The 23,652-nt window shown below is 69.9% G+C and carries 16 protein-coding genes and 6 pseudogenes; 21 read left to right on the top strand and 1 reads right to left on the bottom strand.

The features are described from left to right. Positions 1–89 precede the first annotated feature (89 nt). The 17 genes and pseudogenes from ACWD3I_RS22630 (at position 90) to ACWD3I_RS22550 (ending at position 19,692) form a co-directional block, all read left to right on the top strand. On the top strand, positions 90–482 hold the full coding sequence (locus ACWD3I_RS22630; RefSeq protein ID WP_451084147.1) for a hypothetical protein: 393 nt from the start codon (positions 90–92) through the stop codon (positions 480–482). After that, complete coding sequence (locus ACWD3I_RS22625) at positions 479–781, top strand: ferredoxin reductase (protein WP_365413097.1); 303 nt, start codon at positions 479–481, stop codon at positions 779–781. The genes ACWD3I_RS22630 and ACWD3I_RS22625 overlap by 4 nt, the downstream gene beginning before the upstream one ends. Before the next feature lie 135 nt (positions 782–916). Beyond that, on the top strand, positions 917–2,401 hold the full coding sequence (locus ACWD3I_RS22620; RefSeq protein ID WP_365413095.1) for an MFS transporter: 1,485 nt from the start codon (positions 917–919) through the stop codon (positions 2,399–2,401). A 114-nt stretch (positions 2,402–2,515) separates the two neighbouring features. After that, on the top strand, positions 2,516–3,205 hold the full coding sequence (locus ACWD3I_RS22615) for a DedA family protein (RefSeq protein ID WP_365413093.1): 690 nt from the start codon (positions 2,516–2,518) through the stop codon (positions 3,203–3,205). Positions 3,206–3,563: 358 nt separating this feature from the next. Then, positions 3,564–5,759: pseudogene (locus ACWD3I_RS22610) on the top strand (MMPL family transporter); the annotation flags it as partial. A 572-nt stretch (positions 5,760–6,331) separates the two neighbouring features. Next, positions 6,332–7,669, top strand: coding sequence for a sensor histidine kinase (locus ACWD3I_RS22605; RefSeq protein WP_451084146.1), 1,338 nt, complete (start codon positions 6,332–6,334; stop codon positions 7,667–7,669). Next, positions 7,567–7,932 (top strand): annotated as a pseudogene (locus tag ACWD3I_RS22600) (response regulator); the annotation flags it as partial. The gene ACWD3I_RS22605 and the pseudogene ACWD3I_RS22600, both read left to right, overlap by 103 nt. 156 nt (positions 7,933–8,088) lie before the next feature. Further along, complete coding sequence (locus ACWD3I_RS22595) at positions 8,089–9,051, top strand: SGNH/GDSL hydrolase family protein (RefSeq protein WP_365413981.1); 963 nt, start codon at positions 8,089–8,091, stop codon at positions 9,049–9,051. 277 nt (positions 9,052–9,328) lie between these two features. Beyond that, complete coding sequence (locus tag ACWD3I_RS22590) at positions 9,329–10,090, top strand: response regulator transcription factor (RefSeq protein ID WP_365413979.1); 762 nt, start codon at positions 9,329–9,331, stop codon at positions 10,088–10,090. Between the two features lie 205 nt (positions 10,091–10,295). Further along, a pseudogene (locus ACWD3I_RS22585) lies at positions 10,296–10,822 on the top strand (PadR family transcriptional regulator). 30 nt (positions 10,823–10,852) lie between these two features. After that, positions 10,853–11,833: an NADPH:quinone reductase gene (locus ACWD3I_RS22580; protein WP_365413977.1), complete on the top strand. Its 981-nt coding sequence runs from the start codon at positions 10,853–10,855 to the stop codon at positions 11,831–11,833. A gap of 182 nt (positions 11,834–12,015) precedes the next feature. Then, a pseudogene (locus ACWD3I_RS22575) lies at positions 12,016–14,235 on the top strand (MMPL family transporter); the annotation flags it as partial. A 519-nt stretch (positions 14,236–14,754) separates the two neighbouring features. Continuing rightward, complete coding sequence (locus tag ACWD3I_RS22570; protein ID WP_365414254.1) at positions 14,755–16,062, top strand: sensor histidine kinase; 1,308 nt, start codon at positions 14,755–14,757, stop codon at positions 16,060–16,062. Further along, on the top strand, positions 16,059–16,715 hold the full coding sequence (locus ACWD3I_RS22565) for a response regulator (RefSeq protein ID WP_451084145.1): 657 nt from the start codon (positions 16,059–16,061) through the stop codon (positions 16,713–16,715). The genes ACWD3I_RS22570 and ACWD3I_RS22565 overlap by 4 nt, the downstream gene beginning before the upstream one ends. Before the next feature lie 110 nt (positions 16,716–16,825). Next, on the top strand, positions 16,826–17,788 hold the full coding sequence (locus ACWD3I_RS22560) for an SGNH/GDSL hydrolase family protein (RefSeq protein ID WP_365392600.1): 963 nt from the start codon (positions 16,826–16,828) through the stop codon (positions 17,786–17,788). A gap of 276 nt (positions 17,789–18,064) precedes the next feature. After that, a complete protein-coding gene (locus tag ACWD3I_RS22555) occupies positions 18,065–18,811 on the top strand; it encodes a response regulator transcription factor (RefSeq protein ID WP_365392603.1) in 747 nt (248 codons plus the stop codon). A gap of 87 nt (positions 18,812–18,898) precedes the next feature. After that, a pseudogene (locus ACWD3I_RS22550) lies at positions 18,899–19,692 on the top strand (IS5/IS1182 family transposase). 105 nt (positions 19,693–19,797) lie between these two features. Here the strand turns inward: ACWD3I_RS22550 and ACWD3I_RS22545 are convergent. After that, positions 19,798–19,953 (bottom strand): annotated as a pseudogene (locus tag ACWD3I_RS22545) (SDR family oxidoreductase); the annotation flags it as partial. A 15-nt stretch (positions 19,954–19,968) separates the two neighbouring features. Between ACWD3I_RS22545 and ACWD3I_RS22540 the strand changes: the two are divergent. The 4 genes from ACWD3I_RS22540 (at position 19,969) to ACWD3I_RS22525 (ending at position 23,556) form a co-directional block, all read left to right on the top strand. Further along, complete coding sequence (locus tag ACWD3I_RS22540) at positions 19,969–20,682, top strand: FadR/GntR family transcriptional regulator (RefSeq protein ID WP_365392605.1); 714 nt, start codon at positions 19,969–19,971, stop codon at positions 20,680–20,682. A 119-nt stretch (positions 20,683–20,801) separates the two neighbouring features. Further along, positions 20,802–21,653, top strand: a complete 852-nt coding sequence (locus ACWD3I_RS22535; protein WP_365392607.1) for a fumarylacetoacetate hydrolase family protein — start codon at positions 20,802–20,804, stop codon at positions 21,651–21,653. Further along, positions 21,653–22,642 (top strand): aldo/keto reductase, encoded by a 990-nt coding sequence (locus ACWD3I_RS22530; RefSeq protein ID WP_365392609.1) that lies wholly within the window; start codon positions 21,653–21,655, stop codon positions 22,640–22,642. The genes ACWD3I_RS22535 and ACWD3I_RS22530 overlap by 1 nt, the downstream gene beginning before the upstream one ends. Further along, a complete protein-coding gene (locus ACWD3I_RS22525) occupies positions 22,639–23,556 on the top strand; it encodes an amidohydrolase family protein (protein ID WP_365392611.1) in 918 nt (305 codons plus the stop codon). The genes ACWD3I_RS22530 and ACWD3I_RS22525 overlap by 4 nt, the downstream gene beginning before the upstream one ends. Positions 23,557–23,652 lie beyond the last annotated feature (96 nt).

Genomic DNA, 23,652 nt, shown 5'->3' with positions numbered 1-23,652 from the left:
ACGCACCCCGTCTCGGCCTTCGCCCAGGCACGGCTACCACCGGACTTGCCCCCGTCCCGCACACGGTGCAGCCGACGATCCCATCAGCGGTGCTCCGCACCTCCCTCGCCCTGCGAGACCGGCGCGGTCCGGGGCATCGGCTCCTCGTGGTCGGTGCCGGATTCCTCGGCGCCGAGAACACGGGCATCGAGGTCGGCCGGATCCCCTCTCCGGTCCACCTCCGACGGGAAGCGCGACCGCGTACGGGAGCCGTGCCGTCGGAAGCGGCCGAGGCCAAAGCGGCCCCGGGGAACAGTGCGGTGGTCGAGGTCCGCGAAGTCCTGGTCGCCAACGGCTCACGCCCCGACATCGAATGGCTCGCCGTCCGCGACCGGGGGCGTGTGACGCGTACGCCAGGTCACGCCCGGCGTGCGCGCGGCCCCCGCCGTCCGAGACATCCACACGGATCGAACACCGCACCCACGCCTCCGATCCAGGCATGACCGCCCCCTGCAGCCTGCTCGCCGCGCCGGGGATACGCGAGGGCTTCGCGCCCGTGCCGTACCTCTGGCCGGACCGGTACGGCACGAGGATCCAGGCATACGGGCTCCTGCGCGGCCCCGACGAAGTCGCGGTCATCGAAGGGAACTTGACGGAACACCGGTGCGTGGGCGCGAACCGCGCCGGCGACCGGCTCAACGGCACCCTCGCGACCGGCATACCGCCCAGAGCCGTCCGGCGGTGGCGCCAGGCCAGTACCGTCCGCACCGCCTGGCGCGACGCCCTACCGACCCGACCGTAACCGGCTGCATGTACCCGAGCGCGCCCGCCACGCACGACCGGGCCGGCTCAAGAGCACCCCCAGCCCCACCCCGGCAAGGCCCCTTTCGTCCCCACCGCCGTCCCCACCGGCTCCCCCACACAAAGGCCTTCGTCCATGCCGCGCACGCTTCCCCCCACCCCCGGCGCCGGGGAATCCGGCTCCCGGCGCCCGCGCATCGTCGTGGCGGTCCTGACGTTCTCCGGGATCACCGTCGCGTTCGTGCAGAGCATGGTGTTCCCGATCGTTCCACACCTGCCCACCTATCTGGACGCCTCGCCGGCGGACACCGCCTGGGTGGTGACCGCCACCCTGCTGAGCGGCGCGGTCACCACACCGGTGACAGGACGCCTCGGCGACATGTACGGCAGGCGCCGCATGCTCCTGTTCGGGCTGGCTGTCATGGTGCTGGGCACGGTGATCTCCGCGCTCAGCACCTCCCTCCCCCCGCTGCTCGTCGGGCGGACTCTGCAGGGGCTGGCCAACGGCGTGATCCCCCTGGGCGTCAGCATCATGCGGGACGTACTGCCCGCCGAGAGGCTCCCCGCGTCCACCGCCGTGATGTACGGCTCCCTGGGCGTGGGCGGCTCCTTGGGCCTGCCCGTCGCCGCGTTCCTCGCCGACGACTTCGACTGGCACGTACTGTTCTGGACCGCTGCCGCGCTCGGCTCCGTCGCGGCGCTCCTCGTCGCCCTGCTCGTGCCCCGCTCACCGGCGCGCGCCGGTGGGCGCTTCGACGTCACCGGCGCCGTCGGCATGGCGACCGGCCTGGTGTGCCTGCTGCTCACGGTCTCCAAGGGCGAGGACTGGGGCTGGGGCAGCGGACCCACCCTCGCCCTGGCGGCAGGGGCCGCGATCGTCTGGCCCCTGTGGGGCTGGTTCCAACTGCGCTCCCCGCAGCCCATGGTGGACCTCCGGGCCAACGCCCGACCACAGGTGCTTTTCACCCACCTCACCGGACTGGCACTCGGGTTCGCGGTGTTCGTGACCGGACTGGTCCTGCCGCAGTTGCTCCAGATGCCGGAGGAAACCGGCTACGGGCTGGGCAAGTCCCTGGTCGTCACCGGCCTGTTGATGGCTCCGCAGGGCCTGACGATGATGGCGGTCTCGCCTCTCTCCGCCCGGCTCACCAAGGCCAAGGGTCCCAAGGTGACCCTCGTCGTCGGCTCCGTGATCACGGGCACCGGCTATCTCCTGGCCACGGTACTGATGTCCGAGGTCTGGCAGATCGTCGTCACGTCCTGCCTCGTCGCCGTCGGTGTCGGCTTCGCCCTCGGGACCCTGCCGGCGCTCGTCATCGGCGCCATACCCGCGTCCCAGACCGGCGCCGCCATCAGCCTCAACACCCTCATGCGGTCCATCGGCACCTCCGTGTCCAGTGCCGTGGCCGGTGTGATCCTCGCTCACCTGACCACCCGCTCGGGCAGCGGCACGGTGCCCTCCCAGAACGGCCTGCGCGCCGTTCTGGCGATCGGTGCCGGGGCCGCCGCCGTCGCCCTGGTCTTCGCGTCCTTCATCCCCGGTCGCCGACCGGCCACGGACGCCGCGGAATCTCCCGTGCTCCCCGTCCTGGGGAAGCCGACGGCCGCTGACGCCGAGTAGGCGAAACGCCGCAGCGGTTCCCGATCGATCCCGCACCGCACGCTCGCCTCCTTTCCCGCGAACTCACCCGTTCCGCAACACCCGTTGATGCCGAGATCCCTCCGGAGGAGAAGCATGACGTCTTACCTCGCCCAGGCCACCGGCGAACCGACAGGAGGTCTGGGCGGCTGGGCCGTCGACATGATCGAGGCACTTGGCGGAGCAGGGCTCGCATTACTCACCGCCCTGGACAGCATGCTTTTCGGGGCCCTCCCGGTCGACGTACTGCTGCCGCTCGTCGGATACACCGCCACCCAGGGCGCCATCAACATCGGCACCGCCATCGTCTGCGCCACCGCGGGATCGGTCGCCGGCAGTCTCGCCCAGTACGCGCTCGGCGCGCGGCTCGGCCGGGATCGTGCCCGAGCTCTGCTGCTGAAGTTCCCGGGCATCAAGACGGAGACCGTCGACCGCGCCGAGGCATGGTTCGCCCGGCACGGCGCCAAGGCGGTGCTGCTCGGCCGTGTGCTGCCCGTCATCCGTCCGCTCATCTCCATCCCGGCAGGGGCCGAGCGGATGTCGCTGCCGAAGTTCGTGCTGTTCACCGCGATCGGCACCATGACGTGGACCGCCACCCTGCTCCTCTCCGGATATCTCCTGGGCGAGAACTGGCACCGGGTCACCGACTACGCCGGCATGTTCTCGTACGTCGTTCTCATCACCGTCATCCCGGGCCTCGTCCTCATCGCCGTCAGGCGCCGCAACCGGCGCCGCAGGGAAGCCGCGACCGTGGTCGCCGAGACCGAGCGCACCGAGGTGGGGTGAACGTCCTCGGCCTCGCAGCCTTGGCAGCAGCGACTGCGGCGGCACGATCACCAAGGGCAGAGTCCGACTCACCCCCCGGGGGCGGCGATCTCGACGGCGTCGCTACGACCGAGGGGCAGGGCCGCCGGCCGCCTCAGCGCGACCGGGTGCCGAGCACCGTCAGCCCCTGACCAGCGCATCGCCGGTCACCGGTGACCGCGCCACAAGGACGAGAGGCATTAGTACCGGGGTACTAGCCGCACCCAGACGGTTCGGTCCCACAGGGGGCAGGGAGCGCGAGAAACCGCCCCTAGCTTGAGATCACGGGTCGATCGACCCCCAGCTCACGTAATGATCTCTTCTCCTGTGGGAGTACTCCGTGGCCACCTTCCTGTACCGACTGGGACGGCTCGCCTTTCGGCGACGACGCCTCGTCGTCCTCTTGTGGATCGCCGTCCTGGCCGCCGTAGGCATCGGCGCCATGAGCTCCACCGGCAAGACCTCCGACAGCTTCACGCTGCCGGGCACCCAGTCCCAGAAGGCCATCGACCTGCTGGGCGAGGAGTTCCCGCAGGCATCCGCCGGCGGCGCCTCCGCTCGGGTCGTGTTCGAGGCGGCCGACGGGCAGAAGCTGACCGCCACCGCCCACAAGGCGGCGGTGGAGTCGCTGGTGGCGAAGCTGGAGAAGTCGCCGCAGGTGGCGAGCGTCTCCGACCCCTTCACCAGCGGCCAGGTCAGCGAGGACGGCACCATCGGCTACGCCGGGGTGACCTACAAGGTCGCCCAGGCCGACGTCAGTGACGCCGCGCACGACGTCCAGACCGCTGTCGTGGCGCAGGGCGAGAAGGCCGGCATCACGGTGAGCCTGGGCGGCGACGCCGTCGCGGACCAGGCCGCCAGCAAGGCCGCCGAACTGATCGGTCTGGGCGTCGCCGCCGTCGCCCTGATCATCACCTTCGGATCGCTGATCTCCGCCGGACTGCCCCTGCTCACCGCCATCCTCGGCGTCGGCGCGGCCATCCTGTCGATCACCGTCGCCACCCAGTTCTTCGACATCGCCTCCCAGACGTCCGCGCTGGCGCTGATGCTGGGGCTGGCCGTCGCCATCGACTACGCCCTGTTCATCGTCTCCCGCTACCGCAACGAGATCCGCGACGGCCACGATCCGGAAGAGGCCTGCGGACGTGCCCTGGGCACCGCCGGCTCCGCGGTCGTCTTCGCCGGCCTGACCGTGATCATCGCACTGGCCGGACTGAGCGTCATCGGCATCCAGATGCTCACCTCGATGGGCCTGGGCTCCGCCTTCGCCGTCGCCGTCGCCGTGGTGATCGCGCTGACCCTGCTGCCCGCCCTGCTCGGCTTCGCCGGTATGCGGATCATGAAGAACAAGCTGCTGTCCCGCCGTATGAAGGCGCTGGAGCGCGGCGAGGGCGAGTCGATGGGCGTGCGCTGGGCGAAGTTCGTGACCCGCAACCCCGTCAGGGTCCTCGCCGTCTCGGTGATCGGCCTCGGACTGCTGGCCATCCCCGCCCTGTCGCTGCGCCTGACCCTGCCCGACGACTCCATGAAGCCCCCGGGCAGCACCCAGCGCCTTGCCTACGACACTCTCAGCAAGGGCTTCGGACCGGGCTTCAACGGGCCGCTGACCGTGGTCGTCGACGCCCGCGACAGTGACGACCCCGAGACCGCAGCCGCGGACGCGACCGCGGTGCTCAAGAAGCTGGACGATGTCGCCTCGGTCCGTGACGCGGCCTTCAACGAGGCCGGTGACGTCGCCATCATCGGTGTCGTCCCGGAGAGTTCCCCGACCAGTCAGGCCACCAAGGACCTGGTCGCCGACATCCGCGACCACAGCGCCACCCTGCAGAAGGACACCGGCGCCGACCTCATGGTCACCGGCACCACCGCCGTCAACATCGACGTCTCCACCAAGCTCGCCCAGGCCCTCATCCCCTACCTCGCCATCGTCGTCGGCCTGGCACTGATCCTGCTCCTGCTGGTCTTCCGTTCGATCCTGATCCCGCTCAAGGCCGCCCTCGGCTTCCTGCTCACCATCGCCTCCACCCTCGGCGTCCTGGTCGCCGTCTTCCAGTGGGGCTGGCTCGCGGATGTCTTCGGCGTCGACCAGACCGCGCCCATCGTCAGCGTGCTGCCCATCCTGCTGATCGGTGTCGTCTTCGGCCTCGCCATGGACTACGAGGTCTTCCTCGTCACCCGGATGCGGGAGGAGTACGTCCACGGAGCCACCCCCACGCAGGCCGTCATCGGGGGCTTCCGGCACAGCGGCCGGGTGGTCACCGCCGCCGCCGTCATCATGATCGCCGTCTTCTCCGGGTTCCTCCTCGACGACGCGGCGCTGATCAAGTCGGTCGGCCTGGGACTCGCCTCCGCCGTCCTGTTCGACGCCTTCGTGGTCCGGATGACCATCGTCCCGGCGGTGCTGGCCCTGCTCGGCCACCGCGCCTGGGCGCTGCCCAAGTGGCTCGACCGTGTCATGCCCAACGTGGACGTCGAGGGCGAGAAGCTGCGCCACACGCTGGACGCCGACAGCACGAGCACCGCACCGGAACCCGTCCTCGCCGGCGTGGGCGCCTGGGTCCACACGGACTCGGGCAGCTACAGCGCCCCGCAGGCGTTCACCAGTGGCTCCGGCGCCGATGCCTCGGACACGGCCACGTTCACGTCGCCGCTTCCGCGACACCACAACGGCCGACCCCTTGGGCTCTACGGGAAGCACCGTGCGGACAACCGTGACGCCGAGACCCTCGCGGACCCGGGCGCCGGGAACGACGCGGCCCTGGACGGCGACTCCATCGGCGTCAACGGCCCCGACACCACGGGGACGCCGAACCGTCGCGCGAAGCTCCGCAGCAAGAAACTGGGACTGGTGAAGTTCAAGCAACGTCTCGCACGCACCGGTGACACCACTCCGCCCGCCGACGCGACCGAGTCGAAGGCCAGCACGATGAAGGGGATACGGAAGAAGATGTTCCGCAAGCGCTGACGGGAACGCGCCGCAGCGACAGCTGCCTACCACCGCCCGACCCGCAACCGGAACGGCCGCCTCCCAGCGGCCGCCCCCAACCCCGCCCGCCGGTCCGATCCCCCGAGGCCGGCGGGCGGCTCCCGCCCAGTAAAGGACTCCTCGTGACCGTGCCGAGCGCACCCGCTCCCCGCCCGGGCGAAGACCGGACCCTGGAGACCCTGTCCGGCGATTCCGAGCAGCGCGTGGTCGCCTCGGTCCTCTTCCGCCTGGCCGCATTGCAGCGAGCCAACCGGGCCCACCCCAGGGTCCGGCACTGGGGGGTACCGGCCGTCTGCGCCGCGCTCGGCGCCACCTCTTACCTCAACCCGCACAACACCCGAGACGTCCCGGCGCAGGTGGCCCTCATCGCCGCCTTCGCCGTCCCGCTCCTGTGGCGGGAACGCAGGCCCATGCTGGTCTTCGCGCTCACCACCGCCGCGTCCGTGGCAGCCCTCCCCCTGGGGGTGATGACCGGCTCCGAGTCCGCACGCGTCGTGGCCCTCTTCAACGTCGGCCGCCGCTGCACCCCGCACCAACTGGCCCTCGCCGTCGTGGTCACGACCGCACAACTCGTCGCGTGGGCCGCCGTCTTCTGGAGGGGCCGCCAGCTGGAGCACGCCACCCGGCCGGAAGTCGTGACCATGCTGGCCATGACCGCGATGGCGGCGTTCGCCGCACTCGGTCTGCTCAGCCGACTGGCCAGCGCCTACATCGACACCCTCAGGAAGGAACGCGACCAGCAGGCCCGCCTCGCCACCGCACAGGAACGCGCCCGCGTGTCCCGGGAAATGCACGACATCCTCGGCCACACCCTCTCCGTCATCGTCGGCCTCGCCGACGGCGCCGCCGCCCTCGCCGAGACCAAACCCGAACGCGGCGCCCAGACCCTGCGCATCATCAGCAGCAGCGGCCGCGACGCCCTCGCCGAACTACGCCGCCTCCTCGCCGTCATCGGCGAGGACAACGACGCAACCGACACCGCACCACTCGCCCCACAACCCGGCCTCACGGATCTCAGCTCACTTCTGGACCGCGTCCGCGCGGCGGGCCCCACCGTCACCCTCGACACCCACGGCGACCTCGCACGCCTGCCACCGGGCCTCCAACTGTCCGTCTACCGCATCATCCAAGAGGCCCTCACCAACACCGTCAAATACGCCGCCCCCGACACCTCGGTCCACGTCTCCCTCACCTCCGACCCCAACGCCCTCCACGTCACCGTCGAGGACACCGGACCACCCCAAACTCCTCGAACTCGTCGTCGGCAATCCGGGGGCGGCCGTGGGTTGGTGGGCATGCGCGAACGCGTCGCCCTCTACAAGGGCACCGTCACCGCGGGCCCCAACTCCCGCGGCGGATGGACGGTCCGCGCGTTCCTCGTCCCCAACCCGTCCTCCCCCGACCTCTCGACGTCGCACGAGCAGGCGGTTTCCCCGCCCTCCCCGGAGTACCGCTCATGACCGCCGAACTCCGCCCCGACGTCGTCCTCATGGACGTCCGCATGCCCGGCATGGACGGCATCGAAGCCACCCGCCGCATCATCCAGACCGGCGGCCGCTCCCGCATCCTCGTCCTGACCACCTTCGACCTCGACGAATACGCCTACGACGCCCTACGCGCCGGAGCCAGCGGCTTCCTCCTCAAAGACGCCCAACCCGAAGAACTCGTCGCCGGCGTCCGCGCCGTCGCCGCCGACGACGCCGTCATCTCCCCCGGCCTCACCCCGTAGCAGCAGCGTCGACTCGGCGTCCTCCCCCAACGCGAGTGCCTGCGCCTGACCCACCCCACCCGCCCGATGCCCGGGCCACACCGACACCGCTCCGTGTTCACCGAAACGTCCCCGCAACCCAGCAAACGCACCAAAGAACAGGACACCGTAATGGGACCGTTGACACGAACCGGCATGGGCGTGGCCCTCGCGTGCGGAGTACTCCTCACCGCCGTCAGCATCGGACAGAACTCCGACAACAACGACAGCGACAGCGACAACGCACAAGTGAAGAAGACATCGGCATCGGCACCGCCCAAGGGGCCCTACGTCGCTCTCGGCGATTCCTACACCTCGGGCCCCAAGATCCCTCCCCAGACCGGCGATCCGGCCGGCTGCGACCGGTCCGGCCGCAACTACCCGTCTGTCGTGGCGAAGGAGCTCGGTATCAAGGCGACCGACTTCCGCGACGTCAGCTGCAGCGGCGCCACCATTGCCGACCTCACCACCCCTCAGTCGACCGACCACGGCACCAACCCGGCCCAGCTCTCGGCGCTTTCCGCGTCCACGAGGGTGGTCACCCTCGGCATCGGCGGCAACGACATCGGCTTCAGCTCGATGATGACCAAGTGCGTCGGCACAGGCACGCTGTTCAAGCTGGCCGACAGGCTCACGGACGTCACCGACAACGCTCCCTGCAAGGAGAAGTACACCTCCGGCGACACCGACGAAGTAACCCAGAAGATAAGCGCCACGGGCGACCGCCTCACCCGGGCTCTGACCGAGATCGAACGCCGCGCACCCGAAGCCAGGGTCTACGTCGTCGGCTACCCCGCGATCCTGCCCGCCGAAGGCACCCAGTGCGGTCGCGAACTGCCCCTCGCCCCCGGCGACGTAACGTTCCTGCGCCAGAAGCAGCAGGAACTCAACAGCATGCTCAGCGAACGCGCCCAGGCCTCCGGAGCGACGTACGTCAACACGTACGCCCCGTCCGCCGGCCACGACGCCTGCTCCCCTGCCGGCACGCGCTGGATCGAACCCCTCCGGCCCAGCAGTCCGGCAGCCATCGTCCACCCCAACGAACGCGGCGAACGCGGCATGGCCACCGCCGTCCTGAGCGCCATGAAGAACTGACGACATCCCAGCAGGACGTAAGCCGCGGGTCACCGGAAGGGAGCCCGCCTCATCCACGTCCTTCACGCACCCGCGACTCCGGGCGCGTGTGCTCGAGCGGAGCACGCGCCCGGTACGCACCGGCCGCCCGTGGGGACAGGCACCGGTGCGAGGTAGGGCCCGGCCGCGATCCGGAACATCTCACGATCCGCGGCCGGGCCCCGCATCCTCTGCTCCGCCCCGCTCCGAACATGGCGGCCGAACTCCTCCGGGCCCGGTCCGCCGGGAGACCGCCCGCATGACCACCGTACTCATCGTCAACAACCAGACTCTGCAACGTCTCGGCCTGCGCATGTTCCTGGAGGCTCAGCCCGACCTCACGGTCGTGGGCGAGGCGGCCGACTGCGCCGAAGCGGTCCGAGCCGCCACCGCCCTCCAGCCCGATGTCGTCCTCCTGGACCTGGACGGAACGGACACCGACCGTATTCAGGCCATCCGGCGCATCATCCGAGCCGACTGCCACGCCAAGGCGCCTCGCCCCGAACCGACAGGCGGACTCCCCCCGCGGGTGCTCGTACTGATCGCCTCCGACGGCGACGCGTACCCTCGTGCCACCCTGCGCGCGGGCGCCGACGGAATCCTCCTCAAGGACGCCCTGCCCGAAGAACTCGCCGCAGCCGTGCGCACCGTCGCGCAGGGAGGCTCGGTTCTACCTCCCCGACTCACGCGCGCGCTGATCGAGGCCGTCCGCGAACAGGATTCCAGCGGCGAGCCCGACCGAGGACGGAGACTGTCCCACCTCACCGAACGTGAAACCGAAGTGCTCGCCGCGCTCGCCTCCGGCTGGAGCAACGCGCAGATCGCCGAACGGCTGTCTATAGCACCGACCACACTCAAGACCCACATCAGCAACATCCTGACCAAGATCGGTGCCCATACCCGGGTCCAGGCCGTCGTGTTCGCCTACGAGACAGGTCTGGCCAGACCGGCAGGACAGCGCCCTCGTTCGCACGCATCAGACCTGTCGGATCTTCCAGGAGGAGGGTTCCGCTCCGTCTGACCGAGGAGACCGCCACGGCCTTGCGCCGCCCCAGCCGGTCTTGGACGTGATCGGACGACAGCGCGCCAAGGGCTCGTATCACGCCCGGGACAGCACGCTCTGCGTCACGCGCGGGCTTCCAACCCGAGGGGGCTGCCGATAGCCACTGATGCCACACCGATATGATGTAAACATCGATTCGATGCTTCCGCGGGAAGATGACCTCATGCTGGAACTCGCGATCCTGGGCTTCCTCGCCGGCGGCCCTGTGCCGGGTCATGAGTTGCGCCGCCGGATCTCGCATCTGACCGGCTATACGCGTCCGGTCAGTGACGGCAGCCTCTATCCGGCCGTCAACCGCCTCGCCAAGGCGGGCCTGCTCGAGCGGCGGGCCGACCGCTCGCGGGTGCCGCCCGCTATGTGCTCAGCCTGACCTAGGCCGGCCGTGTCGAGATGCTGGAGTGTCTGCGCAGGCCGGCCGCCCACGAGATCACCGACCAGACCCGGTTCGCCACGATCCTGTCGTTCCTCTCCTTCCTCCCCGACGTCGCCGAGCAGTACGCGGTGCTGCGCCGACGCCTCACCTTCCTGGAGGAGCCGGCGAGCTTCTTCTACGACGGGAACCTGCCCCTGCGCGCCGAGGACGTCGCCGACCCCTACCGACGGGGCCTGCTTCTCACCGCCCGCGCGACCAGCCGCGCCGAACGAACCTGGCTGCACGAGGTCCTGGGCGAGGAACCACCGACCACCTGACAACCCCTGAAAGACATCGGAGGAACGTCCATGTTCGCGTCCTGGTACGACCAGCAGGGCCCCGCCGCCGACGTCCTGCGCGTCGGCGAGCTGCCGGACCCTCACCCCGGCCCCGGCGAGGTCCGCGTCCGTGTCACCGTCTCCGGCGTCAACCCCGGCGACACCAAGAAGCGGCGCGGTTGGCTCAGTTCCTCGATGCCCTACGCCCGTGTGATCCCGCACAGCGACGCCGCCGGCGTCATCGACGAAGTGGGCGACGGAGCCGGCGCCCACCGAGTGGGAGAGCGGGTGTGGCTCTACGGCGCCCAGTCCTACCGGCCGTTCGGCACCGCCGCCCAGTACACCGTCGTACCCGAACAACAGGCCGTAAGGCTCCCCGACCACCTCGGTGACGAGCTCGGCACGAGCCTGGGCATCCCCGGTATCACCGCCCACCGCGCGGTGTTCGCGGACGGCCCGGTCGACGGGCGGATCGTTCTCGTGCACGGGGTGCTGGGCGGTGTCGGCTCCCTGACCGCCCAGCTCGCCCGATGGGGCGGCGCCACCGTCATCGGCACCGTCCGCCGCAGCGGCGACCTGGGCCATGTCGACGCGACAGCCGTCTCTCACGCCGTCGCCCTGGACGCCGAGAACCCGGCGGCGGCGATCCGCGCGTACGCACCCGACGGTGTGCACCGGGTCGTCGAGGTGTCCGTGTCGGCCAACGCCGACCTCGACAACGCGGTCACCGCGCCCGACGCCGTCATCGCCGCCTACGGAACCCACGCCGACCGCACCGAACTCCCTTTCTGGCCCCTGCTCTTCAACAACATCATCCTGCGCCTGCTCGGCAGCGACGACTTCCCCGCCGACGCCAAACGACAGGCCGCCCGCGACCTCACCGCGGCAGCCGCGGTCGGCGCGGTGACCGTCGGCGTCGCAGACAGCTACCCGCTGGAGGACGTCGCCAAGGCCCACGACTGCATCGACGCGGGCGGGCGGGGCAGGGTGGTGGTCACCCTCCCGGAATGACCGGTGCAGCGCCGGGCGCCGCGCCATGAGGACGAGGCGCATTAGTACTGCGGTACTAGTCGCAGCGCGTCGATTCGGTTCCACAGGGGGCAGGGAGCGCGGGAAACCGCGCCTAGCTTGAGATCAAGCATCGATCGGGCCTCAGATCGCGCAATGACCTCTTCTCCTGGTGGGAGTACCCCGTGGCCACCTTCCTCTATCGACTGGGACGGCTCGCCTTCCGGCGACGGCGCCTCTTTCTGTTGATGTGGATCGCCGTCCTGGCCGCCGTCGGTATCGGCGCCATGAGTTCCACCGGCTCCACCTCGGACAGCTTCACGCTGCCCGGCACCCAGTCCCAGAAGGCCATCGACCTGTTGCAGAAGGAGTTCCCTCAGGCCTCCGCCTCCGGCGCCACCGCCCGGGTCGTCTTCGAAGCGCCCGCCGGGGAGAAGCTCACCTCCAGCACCAACAAGGCGCGCATCACCGAGCTGGTGGCCGAGCTGAAGACCTCGCCTCAGGTCGCGAGCGTCTCCGACCCGTTCACCAGTGGCCTGGTCAGCGACTCCGGCACCATCGCCTACACGCAGGTGACGTACAAGGTCGCCAAGTCAGACGTCAGCAGCGCCGCTCACCAGGCCCTCGACAAGGTCGCCGAGGAAGGCACCGAGGCCGGACTGACGGTGAGCATGGGCGGCGACGCCGTCGAGGACAAGGCGGCCAGTAAAGCAGCCGAGCTGATCGGTCTCGCGGTCGCCGCCGTCGTCCTCGTGATCACCTTCGGCTCGCTCATCGCGGCGGGGCTTCCGCTGCTGACCGCGATCCTCGGCGTGGGCGTGGCGGTCATGTGCATCACCATCGCCACCTCGTTCGCCGACATGGCCTCGGCCGCTTCGACCCTGGCGCTGATGCTGGGGCTGGCCGTCGCCATCGACTACGCCCTGTTCATCGTCTCCCGCTACCGCAACGAGATCCGCGACGGACACGACCCCGAAGAGGCCGCCGGACGTGCCCTGGGCACCGCCGGCTCCGCGGTCGTCTTCGCCGGCCTGACCGTGATCATCGCGCTGGCGGGCCTGAGCGTCATCGGCATCAAGATGCTCACCTCGATGGGCCTGGCCTCCGCGTTCGCCGTCGCGGTCGCGGTCCTCATCGCCTTGACCCTGCTGCCCGCGATGCTCGGCTTCACCGGGACGCGGATCATGAAGGCCAAGCTCCTCAGCCGCCGTATGCGCGCTCTGGAGGAGCGCGGCGAGGGTGAGGCACTGGGCGTGCGCTGGGCCCGCTTCGTGACCCGCAACCCGGTCAAGGTCCTCGCGGTCTCGGTGATCGGTCTGGGCCTGCTGACCATCCCGGCCATGTCCCTGCGCCTGGCCCTGCCCGACGACTCCATGAAGTCCCCCGACAGCACCCAGCGCATCGCCTACGACACGCTCAGCGAAGGATTCGGACCCGGCTTCAACGGACCGCTGACCGTGGTCCTCGACGCCCGCGACAGCGACGACCCCGAGGCCGCCGCCGCGGACGCGGTCGCACTGATCAAGAAGCTCCCCGACGTGGCCACGGTGCGCGACGCCGCGTTCAACGAGGGCGGCGACGTGGCCCTGATCGGCGCCATCCCCGAGAGCGCGCCGAGCAGCCAGGCCACCAAGGATCTGGTCAACAGCATCCGTGACCAGAGCAGCGCGCTGCACCAGGACACGGGCGCCGACCTCATGGTCACCGGCACCACCGCCGTCAACATCGACGTCTCCACCAAGCTCGCCCAGGCCCTCATCCCCTACCTGGCGATCGTGGTCGGCCTGGCACTGGTCCTCCTGCTGTTGGTCTTCCGCTCGATCCTGGTCCCGCTCAAGGCCGCGCTCGGCTTCCTGCTCAGTGTCGGCGCCACCCTCGGCGTGGTGGTGGCCGTCTTCCAGTGGGGCTGGCTGAAGGACCTCTTCGGCATCCAGGAGACCGCGCCGATCGTGAGCGTCCTGCCCATCCTGCTGATCGGTGTCGTCTTCGGCCTCGCCATGGACTACGAGGTCTTCCTCGTCACCCGGATGCGGGAGGAGTACGTCCACGGGGCCGAACCCACCGAGGCCATCGTTCAGGGTTTCCGGCACAGCGCCCGTGTGGTCACCGCAGCGGCGATCATCATGATCTCCGTGTTCTCCGGATTCCTCCTCGACGACGTGGCCCTCATCAAGTCCATCGGTCTCGGTCTCGGGTCCGCGGTGTTCTTCGACGCCTTCGTGGTCCGTATGACCATCGTCCCGGCGGTCATGACCCTGCTCGGGCGACGTGCCTGGGCCCTGCCCAAGTGGCTGGACCGCGTCATGCCCGACGTGGACGTCGAGGGCGAGAAGCTGCGCCACGCTCTGGCAGCCGCACAGGCGAGCACCGGACCCGAGCCCGTGCTGGCCGGCGTACCCGCGGGGGGCTGCCCGGGCTCCGACCACCACGGTGCCCCACCCGTACTCACCAGCGGCTCCGGCGCCGATACCTCGGACACTGCTGCATTCACGTCGCCGCTTCCCCAGCACGACCGCGGCCGGGTCGGATTCTCCGGACGCATGCAGCGCCGCGCATTCGACCAGGACGCCGATGCGCACAACGGTACGGACGCCGGGATCACCGACGGTAGCGACCTCACTGGCGGCACGGAAACGCAGGCTCGCGAGACGAGTAACCGCGGCAGGAAGCTAGGACTGCCCAAGCTCAGGCCACGCCGCGCCCGCCAGGTCGAGGCCCCGCCTGCCGACACGGCCCAGCGGAAGGCGACGACAATGAGGGATCTTCGGAACAGACTGTTCCGCAAGCGCTGACGGTGGCGGGCAGCAGCAACCGCTGCCGGCCACCGACCGGAACGGCGACCTCCCCCGGCCGCCTCCAGCCCCGCCCGCCGGTCCAATCCCCCCGGGACCGGCGGGCGGCCTCCCGACCCGCGAAGGACTCCCGTGACCACACCGAGCGCCTCCTCGCACGCCCCCCGCCCGGACGACCGCCGGACCCTGGAGAATCTGTCCGTCGATTCCGAGCAGCGCGTGGTCGCCTCGGTCCTCTTCCGGCTGGCCGCGTGGCGCAGAGCGGACCGGGCTCACCCCAAGGTTCGGCACTGGGGGGTACCGGCCATCTGCGCCGCGCTCGGCGTCACCTCCTATCTCAACCCGCACAACACCGGAGACGTTCCGGCGCAGGTGGCCCTCATCTTCGCCTTCGCCGTCCCGCTCCTGTGGCGGGAACGCAGGCCCATGCTCGTCTTCGCGCTCACCACCGCCGCCTCTGTGGTGGCCCTCCCTCTGGGTGTCCTGACCGGCTCCGAGTCCGCACGCGTCGTGGCTCTCTTCAACGTCGGCCGCTACAGCACCCCGCGGCATCTCGCTCTCGCGGTCGGCATCACGACCGCGCAGCTCGTGGCGTGGGCCGCCGTGTTCTGGAGGGGCCGCCAGCTGGAGCACGCCACCCGGCCAGAGGTCGTGACCATGCTGGCCATGACCGCGATGGCGGCGTTCGCCGCACTCGGTCTGCTCAGCCGACTGGCCAGCGCCTACATCGACACCCTCAGGAAGGAACGCGACCAGCAGGCCCGCCTCGCCACCGCACAGGAACGCGCCCGCGTCTCCCGCGAGATGCACGACATCCTCGGCCACACCCTCTCCGTCATCGTCGGCCTCGCCGACGGCGCCGCCGCCCTCGCCGAGACCAAACCCGAACGCGGCGCCCAGACCCTGCGCATCATCAGCAGCAGCGGCCGCGACGCCCTCGCCGAACTACGCCGCCTCCTCGCCGTCATCGGCGAGGACAACAAAGCAACCGACCACGCACCACTCGCCCCACAACCCAGCCTCACCGACCTCGACTCACTACTGGACCGGGTCCGTGCGGCAGGCCCCACCGTCACCCTCGACACCCACGGCGACCTCGCACGCCTGCCACCGGGCCTCCAACTGTCCGTCTACCGCATCATCCAGGAAGCCCTCACCAACACCGTCAAATACGCCGCCCCCGACACCTCGGTCCACGTCTCCCTCACCACCGACCCCAACGCCCTCCACGTCACAGTCGAGGACACCGGACCGCCCCGAACTCCCTCCGCAGACCGTCGCCGCGCGAGCGGTGGCCGTGGCCTGGTAGGCATGCGCGAACGTGCCGCCCTCTACAAGGGCACCGTCACCGCGGGCCCCAACGCCGACGGCGGATGGACCGTCCGCGCGCTCCTCGTACCCGACCCGCAGCCCAACTCCCCGGAGAAGTACCGCTCATGACCACCGTACTCATCGTCGACGACCAGGCCCTGCAGCGCATGGGCTTCAGCATGCTCCTGGAAGCCCAACCCGACATGAACGTCGTCGGAGAAGCCACCAACGGCACCGAAGCCATCCGCATGACCGCCGAACTCCGCCCCGACGTCGTGCTCATGGACGTCCGCATGCCCGGCATGGACGGCATCGAAGCCACCCGCCGCATCATCCAGACCGGCGGCCGCTCCCGCATCCTCGTCCTGACCACCTTCGACCTCGACGAATACGCCTACGCCGCCCTACGCGCCGGAGCCAGCGGCTTCCTCCTCAAAGACGCCCAACCCGAAGAACTCGTCGCCGGCGTCCGCGCCGTCGCCGCCGGCGACGCCGTCATCTCCCCCGGCCTCACTCGCAAACTCATCGACACCTTCGGCGACCGCCTCCCCGGCCACTCCCCACAGCAGCAGCGCCGCCTCGACGAGCTCACCCAACGCGAGTGCGAAGTCCTCACCGCCATCGCCAGCGGCTGGACCAACACGGAAATCGCCGAACGCCTCCACCTCGCCGAATCCACCGTGAAATCCCACATCAGCCGCATCCTGACCAAGATCGACGCCCGCGACCGTGTCCAGGCCGTGATCTTCGCCTACGACACCGGACTTGTCCGCCCCGCCTGACCCACCCCACCCGCCCGGCTCGTTCGAAGCCCGGGTCACACCGACACCGCTCCGTGTTCACCAAAACGTCCCCGCAACCCGGCAACCGCAACACAGAACAGGACACCGTAATGGGACAGCTGACACGAACCGGCATGGGCGTGGCCCTCGCGTGCGGAGTACTCCTCACCGCTGTCAGCATCGGACAGAACTCCGACAACAACGGCAGCAAGGACGAGCGCGCGAAAAGCACCAAGAGCACCGAGATGGAGACACTCAAAGGGCCCTACGTGGCACTCGGCGATTCATACACCTCGGGCCCCAAGATCCCTCCTCTGACCAGCACCCCGATCGGCTGCGACCGATCCAGCCGCAACTACCCCTCTGTCGTGGCGAAAGAACTCGGAATCAAGGCAGCCGACTTCCGCGACGTCAGCTGCAGCGGCGCCACCACCGCCGACCTCACCGCTCCCCAGTCCACCGGCAACGGCACCAACCCCGCACAACTCACCGCGCTGACCGCCGGCACAAGACTGGTAACGCTCGGCATCGGCGGCAACGACATCGGCTTCAGCTCACTGATCACCAAGTGCGTCGGTACCGGCACACTGTTCAAACTGGTCGACCGCATCACGGACATCACCGACAAGGCCCCCTGCAAGGAGAAGTACACCTCCGGCAACACCGACCAAGTAACCCAGAAGATAAGCGCCACGGGCGACCGCCTCACCCGGGTACTGAACGAGATCGAACGCCGCGCGCCGAACGCCCGCATCTACGTCGTGGGTTACCCGTCGATCCTGCCCGTCAAAGGCACCGCCTGCGGTCGCGGTCTGCCCATCGCCCCCGGCGACGTCACGTTCCTCCGTCAGAAGCAGCAGGAGCTCAACACCATGCTCGGTCAACGCGCTCAGGCCGCCGGAGCGACGTACGTCGACACCTTCACGCCGTCCGCCGGTCACGACGCCTGCTCTCCGGCAGCCACCCGCTGGATCGAACCCCTCAGACCCAGCAGCCCCGCCGCCATGGTCCACCCCAACGAACGCGGCGAACGCGGCATGGCCACCGCCGTCCTGAGCGCGGTCAGGGGCTAGGAACACCACAGCGGGGAGTCGTGGGGGCCACCGTGCAGGCCGCCCCGGCCTGCTTCCCGTATCCCCGACTCCGGTCGCGCGTGTTTGAGCGGAGCGCGTGTCCGGTCCGCACCGGCTGCCGGTGGGGACAGGCGCCCGGTGCGGGTGGAGGCCCGGTCACGATCCGGAACATTCCGGGATCCGTGGCCGGGTCATCACCCACACACCGCCCCCACCCCCGCCCCGACCATGGCCGGCCGAACGCGTTCAGAGTCCGGTCCGCCGGGAGAACCCCGCATGACCACCGTGCTCATCGTCAACGACCAGACTCTGCAACGTCTCGGCCTGCGGATGTACCTGGAAGCCCAGCCCGACCTCTCGATCGTGGGTGAGGCGACCGCCTGTGGCCAGGCGGTCCGACTCGTCGAAGACCTCCGGCCCGATGTCGTTCTCATCGACATGGGCCAACCGGACGAGGAGTACCTCCAGGCCATACGCTGCATCACCAGACCCGACCACGGTTCAGGGGCTCCTCACTCCGACCGGAGTGGCGGACTCCCCGCCCGGGTCCTGGTGTTGACCCCTTACGACGCTGACGAGTCCGCCTGCGCCGCCCTGCGCGCCGGCGCCAACGGAGTCCTCCTCAAGGACACCCTTCCCAGCGAGCTGACTGAGGCTCTCCGCAGCCTCGCGCTCGGAGGTGCCGTCCTGTCACCCGCTCTCACCCGCGCACTCGTCGCCACAGTCCGCGAGCAGAACCCGGCCGCCCTTCCCGAACATCGACGCAGACTGTCCCACCTCACCGAGCGCGAGTGCGAAGTGCTCGCCGCTCTCGCCTCCGGCTGGAGCAGCACGGAGATCGCCGAACGGCTGTCGATAGCACCGACCACGCTCAAAACCCACATCAGCAGCATCCTGGCCAAGATCGGCGCCCGGGCCCGTGCACAGGCGGTCGTGTTCGCCTACGAGACAGGTCTGGTCAAGCCTCCCAGCCAGCGCCTCCGCCCGAGCGACACGGAGCCCTTTCCAAGCCAGCGGCGCTGACCGCGAGTTGGAACATCCTGCGCAACGACGAAGCTCCTGGTAGACGGGTTCTCGACCAAGATCACCCATGTCCGCCAGGAGCTACGTGTGCCTGTCTACCCGTCCTCGATTGATCCGTCCAGCCGCACCTTGCGGTTCCTGACCGGACAACTGACAGCCAAGCGGCAGGAGATCGGGACACGATGGCGGCGCCTTTCCGCCGCACGTCAGGGCATGCTCGCCCTGGTCCACCTGCGGTGCAGTGACTTACGCGAAGCCGTCGAGGCACTGTCCACCCTCGCCCCATCCCTGGCCGAGGCGATGAGGATGATCCGGGCCAAAGCGTTCGTCATCATCGACGGCACCCTGCTGCCGATCGATCGCATCGCCGCCGGTACCCCGTACTACTCCGGGAAACACAAACGCCACGGCATGAACGCCCAGGTCCTCACCGATCCGATCGGACGGCTGCTCTGGGCCTCGCCGACGCAGGGTACAAGTGCTGGGCTGCCCCCGCACGCGCGCCTACGGTGCGCGCCGCACGCAGCAGGGGTTGACCAAGAAGGACATCATCCGTTGCCTCAAACGCTTCATCGCCCGCGAGGTCTATCACGCCCTCACTCGCACTCACGTCGGCGGCACAGCCTCAGCGACTTGACTTCTATAGGAGCATCAAGGCATATCAAGGCGCCGGCCGACCCGTCCGAGTACCGTTTCGGGGCCGCCGCCCCAAGAGATGGAAGCGCCGCCACAACACCACCCACGCCAAGATCCGCTGCCTCGGCGAGCGGGCCATGGCCACCCTCAAGGGTTGGCACCTCCTGCGGAAGCTCCGCTGCAGCACCAATCGGATCACCGACGTGATGAAGGCCGTTCTCGTCCTTCACCACGCATCAGCGTGAGGTTGGAAAGGGCTCACTACTCCCACAAGACCGCCGACCCGACGCCCGACCAGCGAAAACGCAGTCCTCAACTCCGGAGTGACAACAGCCTCTCAATCTCCTTGTTCAGGCCCGCGGGCGGATCCGCAGCCCGTGCATGCCGCCGTCGACGGCGAGATCGGTGCCGGTGGTGGAGCCGGAGAGCGGGCTCGCCAGGTAGGCGATGGCCGCGGCGACCTCTTCCGCGCTGACCAGACGACGCCGCTGCGCACGCAACGACGAGGAGGGCAGCCACGCATGTCACTGACCGACAAGGCCATCGACCGCATCAGGGACCTCATCCAGTCGGGCGAGCTGCCCCCCGGGGCCAAACTTCCGCCCGAGCAACAGCTCGCCGCGGAGTTGGGTCTGTCCCGCAACCTGATGCGGGAAGCGGTGAAGGCGCTGGTCGTCGCGCGGGTGCTGGAGATCCGGCGCGGGGACGGCACCTACGTGACCAGCCTGGAACCGGAGCTGCTGCTGAGCAGCATCGGGTCCGCGGTGGAGTTGCTGCGTGGCGACACGTTGCTGGAGCTCACCGAGGTGCGCCGACTGTTCGAGCCGGTAGCCACGGCGCTGGCCGCCACCCGGATCTCGGCCACCGAGCTCGGCGAGGTGGAGCGGCACCTGGACGCGATGCGGGCGGCCCGCGACGACGTGGAGCGCCTCAACGAGCACGACGCCGCCTTCCACCGGGCCGTGGTCGCGGCCACCGGCAACGCCACGCTGGCCACCCTCCTGGAGGGCATCTCCGGCCGGACACTGCGTGCCCGTGTCTGGCGGGGACTGGTCGACGACAACGCCGCCGGCCGCACCCTCGCCGAACACGAGGCGATCTACCAAGCGCTGGCCGACGGCGATGCCGCACTCGCCCAGGCGGCGGCGCTGATGCACGTCAGCACCACCGAGCGGTGGCTGCGCGAGCACCTGGAACGGGCCGGTCGGCTCCCCGGAGACGGCTCAGCCGTGTAGGCGCTCCCTCTCCGACCACCGATGCGCCCTATGTTCCTTTTTCCTTCCTCATGTCCCGTTCCCGGGTACCGAATTGCCAGGTCACCGGGCGGGCATGTTCACCTCACCGAGGAGTACCGATGAGATTTCTGCGCGTGGGCCCGGCGGGCTCCGAGCGGCCCGTGGTCCTTGACTCCGACGGCACCGCGAGAGACCTGAGTCCGCTGACCGTCGACATCGACGGAGCGTTCCTGGCCGAGGGTGGCGTGGAACGCGTCCGTGCCGCCCTGGCCGAGAACGTGCTGCCGCACACGGAGATCGCCGGCCTGCGGGTCGGAGCCCCGGTGGCACGCCCCGGCAAGGTGGTGTGCATCGGGCTCAACTACGTCGATCACGCTGCGGAGACGGACACACCGCCCCCTGCCGAACCGGTCGTCTTCATGAAGGCCGCCAACACGGTCGTCGGCCCCGACGACACCGTGCTCGTGCCGCGCACCAGCGAGAAGACGGACTACGAGATCGAACTCGCCGTGGTCATCGGCCGCACCGCGCGCTACCTGGACTCGCCGGAGGCGGCCGACGACGTCGTCGCGGGCTACGCGATCGCCGACGACGTCAGCGAGCGGGCCTTCCAGCACGAGCGGGGCGGGCAGTGGGACAAGGGCAAGTCCTGCGAGACGTTCAACCCGCTCGGCCCCTGGCTGGTCACCCCGGACGAGACCGGCGACCCGCAGGGGCTGGCCATGCGGCTGTGGGTCAACGGCGAACTGCGCCAGGACGGCCACACCAAGAACATGATCTTCGGGGTGCGCCACATCGTCTGGTACCTGAGCCAGTTCATGGTGCTGGACCCCGGAGACGTGATCAGCACCGGCACCCCGGCCGGCGTGGCCTTCGGCGCCAACGACTTCCCCTACCTGGCCGCCGGTGACGTGGTCGAGGTGGAGATCGACCGGCTCGGCCGCCAGCGGCACGTCCTCGGACAGGCCTGATGACCTCCGCGAGCCCGCCCTGGTTCACCGAGCGCGTCCCGCTCGGCCGCTCCGGGGCCACCGTCAGCCGTATCGGCCTGGGCACCGCACCGCTGGCCGGGCTGTTCTCGGCGGTCGGCGACGAGCAGGCCACCGCCACGCTCGACGCCGCCTGGGCGGCCGGTGTCCGGTACTTCGACACCGCCCCGCACTACGGTGCCGGGCTCGCGGAACGGCGGCTGGGATCCTTCCTCGCCGACACCGGCCGCCCGCGCGCCGAGTTCACCGTGTCCACCAAGGTGGGACGGCTGCTCGTGCCGGGCGACCCCGCCCTCGGGGACGAGGCGTTCCACGGCGAACAGGGGCTGGTCCGGGTTCGCGACTACAGTGCCGGGGGCGTCTACCGTTCGCTCGCCGAGAGCCTTGAGCGGTCCGGTCTCGAAGCCTTCGACACGGTCCTGATCCACGACCCGGACGACCACTGGGAGGAGGCGGTCACGGGGGCGTACCCGGCACTGGCCCGGCTGCGCGACCAGGGAGCGGTCCGGGCGATCGGCGCGGGCATGAACCAGACGGCGATGCTCACCCGCTTCGTCACCGAGACCGACCTCGACTGCGTACTCGTCGCCGGCCGCTACTCCCTGCTGGACCGCGGCGCGGCCGACGTGCTGCTGCCGCTGTGCGCCGAGCGCGAGGTGGGCGTCCTGGTCGGCGGCGTCTTCAACAGCGGCATCCTCGCCAACCCGTCTCCGGGCGCCACCTACGACTACGCCCCGGCCCCCGACGAAGTGCTGCACCGCGCCCGGTCCTTGTCCGAGCGGTGCGTGGCCCACGGGGTGCCGCTGGCCGCCGCCGCGCTGCAGTTCCCGCTGCGCCACCCGGCGGTCACCGGTGTGGTCCTCGGCGCGCGCAGTCCACTGGAGGTCACGGAGAACATCGCGCACGCCACGGCGGAGATCCCCGCGGAGTTGTGGGCGGAACTCGACGCCCTGGCGGGGGCCCGGCCATGACACGGATCGACGCACACCACCACGTCTGGCGGCCCCGGCCCGCGACGCCTGTGGCAGAGACGGCTCCGAGAGCGCCCGGGACCGCTTCCGGCCCGAGCCGTCGCGCGCACGACTGGCTGGACGCCCCCGACATGGCAGCCGTACGCCGTGACTTCACCCTCGACGACCTCGCGCCGGAGGCCGCGGCGGCGGGCATCGACCGGACGATCCTGGTCCAGGTCCTCCCCGATGCCGACGAGACCGTGGAGTTCCTGTCCCTGGCGGGGGCGGCGGACCTGGTCGCAGGTGTCGTCGGCTGGGCGGACCTCACCTCGGACCGCCTGACGGACACACTGGCCGCCCTGCGGTCGGGCATCGGAGGTGAACTCCTGGTGGGGGTCCGGCACTTGGTGCAGGGCGAGGCGGACCCGGGCTGGCTGAACCGGGCGGACGTCCGATGTGGACTGGGCAGAGTGGCGGACGCGGGTCTCGCCTACGACCTGCTCACCCTCCCGCACCAACTCCCCGCCGCCATCGCCACCGTACGGGCCCTGCCCGAGCTGACCTTCGTCCTCGACCACCTGTCCAAGCCGCCCATCGCCTCCGGCGAACTGCACCCGTGGGTCTCGCTGATCCGTGAACTGGCCGCCGAACCCAACGTGTTCTGCAAGCTGTCCGGCATGGTCACCGAGGCGGACCGCACCGGCTGGACCGTCGCGGATCTGCGCCCGTACGCCGACGAGGTGCTGGACGCCTTCGGCCCGTCCCGTGTGATGTTCGGCTCCGACTGGCCGGTGTGCCTGCTGGCCGCCTCCTACGAAGAGGTCGTCCGCGCGGCCGAGGAAGTGACCGACCGACTGACCGCCGCCGAACGTGCCGAGGTCTTCGGCGGCACGGCGGACCGTGCCTACCGACTGCGGAAGGAAAACCTGTGAAGATACGTCTGGCCTACGGGCAGTCGGGCCTCGACATCGAGGTGGATCCGCGGACGGCGACCGTCGTCGAACCCGTTCACCCGTTCACCACGAGGC

The organism is Streptomyces sp. NPDC002817, from assembly GCF_053592055.1.
The sequence above is the reverse complement of the archived record's forward strand: the minus strand, read 5'-3'. Positions and strand labels throughout refer to the sequence as shown.

Excerpts from the sequence above, each read along its gene's own strand:
- ACWD3I_RS22625 (WP_365413097.1), top strand. The coding sequence starts at position 479 with ATGACCGCCCCCTGCAGCCTGCTCGCCGCGCCGGGGATACGCGAGGGC.
- ACWD3I_RS22620 (WP_365413095.1), top strand. The coding sequence starts at position 917 with ATGCCGCGCACGCTTCCCCCCACCCCCGGCGCCGGGGAATCCGGCTCC.
- ACWD3I_RS22615 (WP_365413093.1), top strand. The coding sequence starts at position 2,516 with ATGACGTCTTACCTCGCCCAGGCCACCGGCGAACCGACAGGAGGTCTG.
- ACWD3I_RS22595 (WP_365413981.1), top strand. The coding sequence starts at position 8,089 with ATGGGACCGTTGACACGAACCGGCATGGGCGTGGCCCTCGCGTGCGGA.
- ACWD3I_RS22590 (WP_365413979.1), top strand. The coding sequence starts at position 9,329 with ATGACCACCGTACTCATCGTCAACAACCAGACTCTGCAACGTCTCGGC.
- ACWD3I_RS22580 (WP_365413977.1), top strand. The coding sequence starts at position 10,853 with ATGTTCGCGTCCTGGTACGACCAGCAGGGCCCCGCCGCCGACGTCCTG.
- ACWD3I_RS22565 (WP_451084145.1), top strand. The coding sequence starts at position 16,059 with ATGACCACCGTACTCATCGTCGACGACCAGGCCCTGCAGCGCATGGGC.
- ACWD3I_RS22560 (WP_365392600.1), top strand. The coding sequence starts at position 16,826 with ATGGGACAGCTGACACGAACCGGCATGGGCGTGGCCCTCGCGTGCGGA.
- ACWD3I_RS22555 (WP_365392603.1), top strand. The coding sequence starts at position 18,065 with ATGACCACCGTGCTCATCGTCAACGACCAGACTCTGCAACGTCTCGGC.
- ACWD3I_RS22540 (WP_365392605.1), top strand. The coding sequence starts at position 19,969 with ATGTCACTGACCGACAAGGCCATCGACCGCATCAGGGACCTCATCCAG.
- ACWD3I_RS22535 (WP_365392607.1), top strand. The coding sequence starts at position 20,802 with ATGAGATTTCTGCGCGTGGGCCCGGCGGGCTCCGAGCGGCCCGTGGTC.
- ACWD3I_RS22530 (WP_365392609.1), top strand. The coding sequence starts at position 21,653 with ATGACCTCCGCGAGCCCGCCCTGGTTCACCGAGCGCGTCCCGCTCGGC.
- ACWD3I_RS22525 (WP_365392611.1), top strand. The coding sequence starts at position 22,639 with ATGACACGGATCGACGCACACCACCACGTCTGGCGGCCCCGGCCCGCG.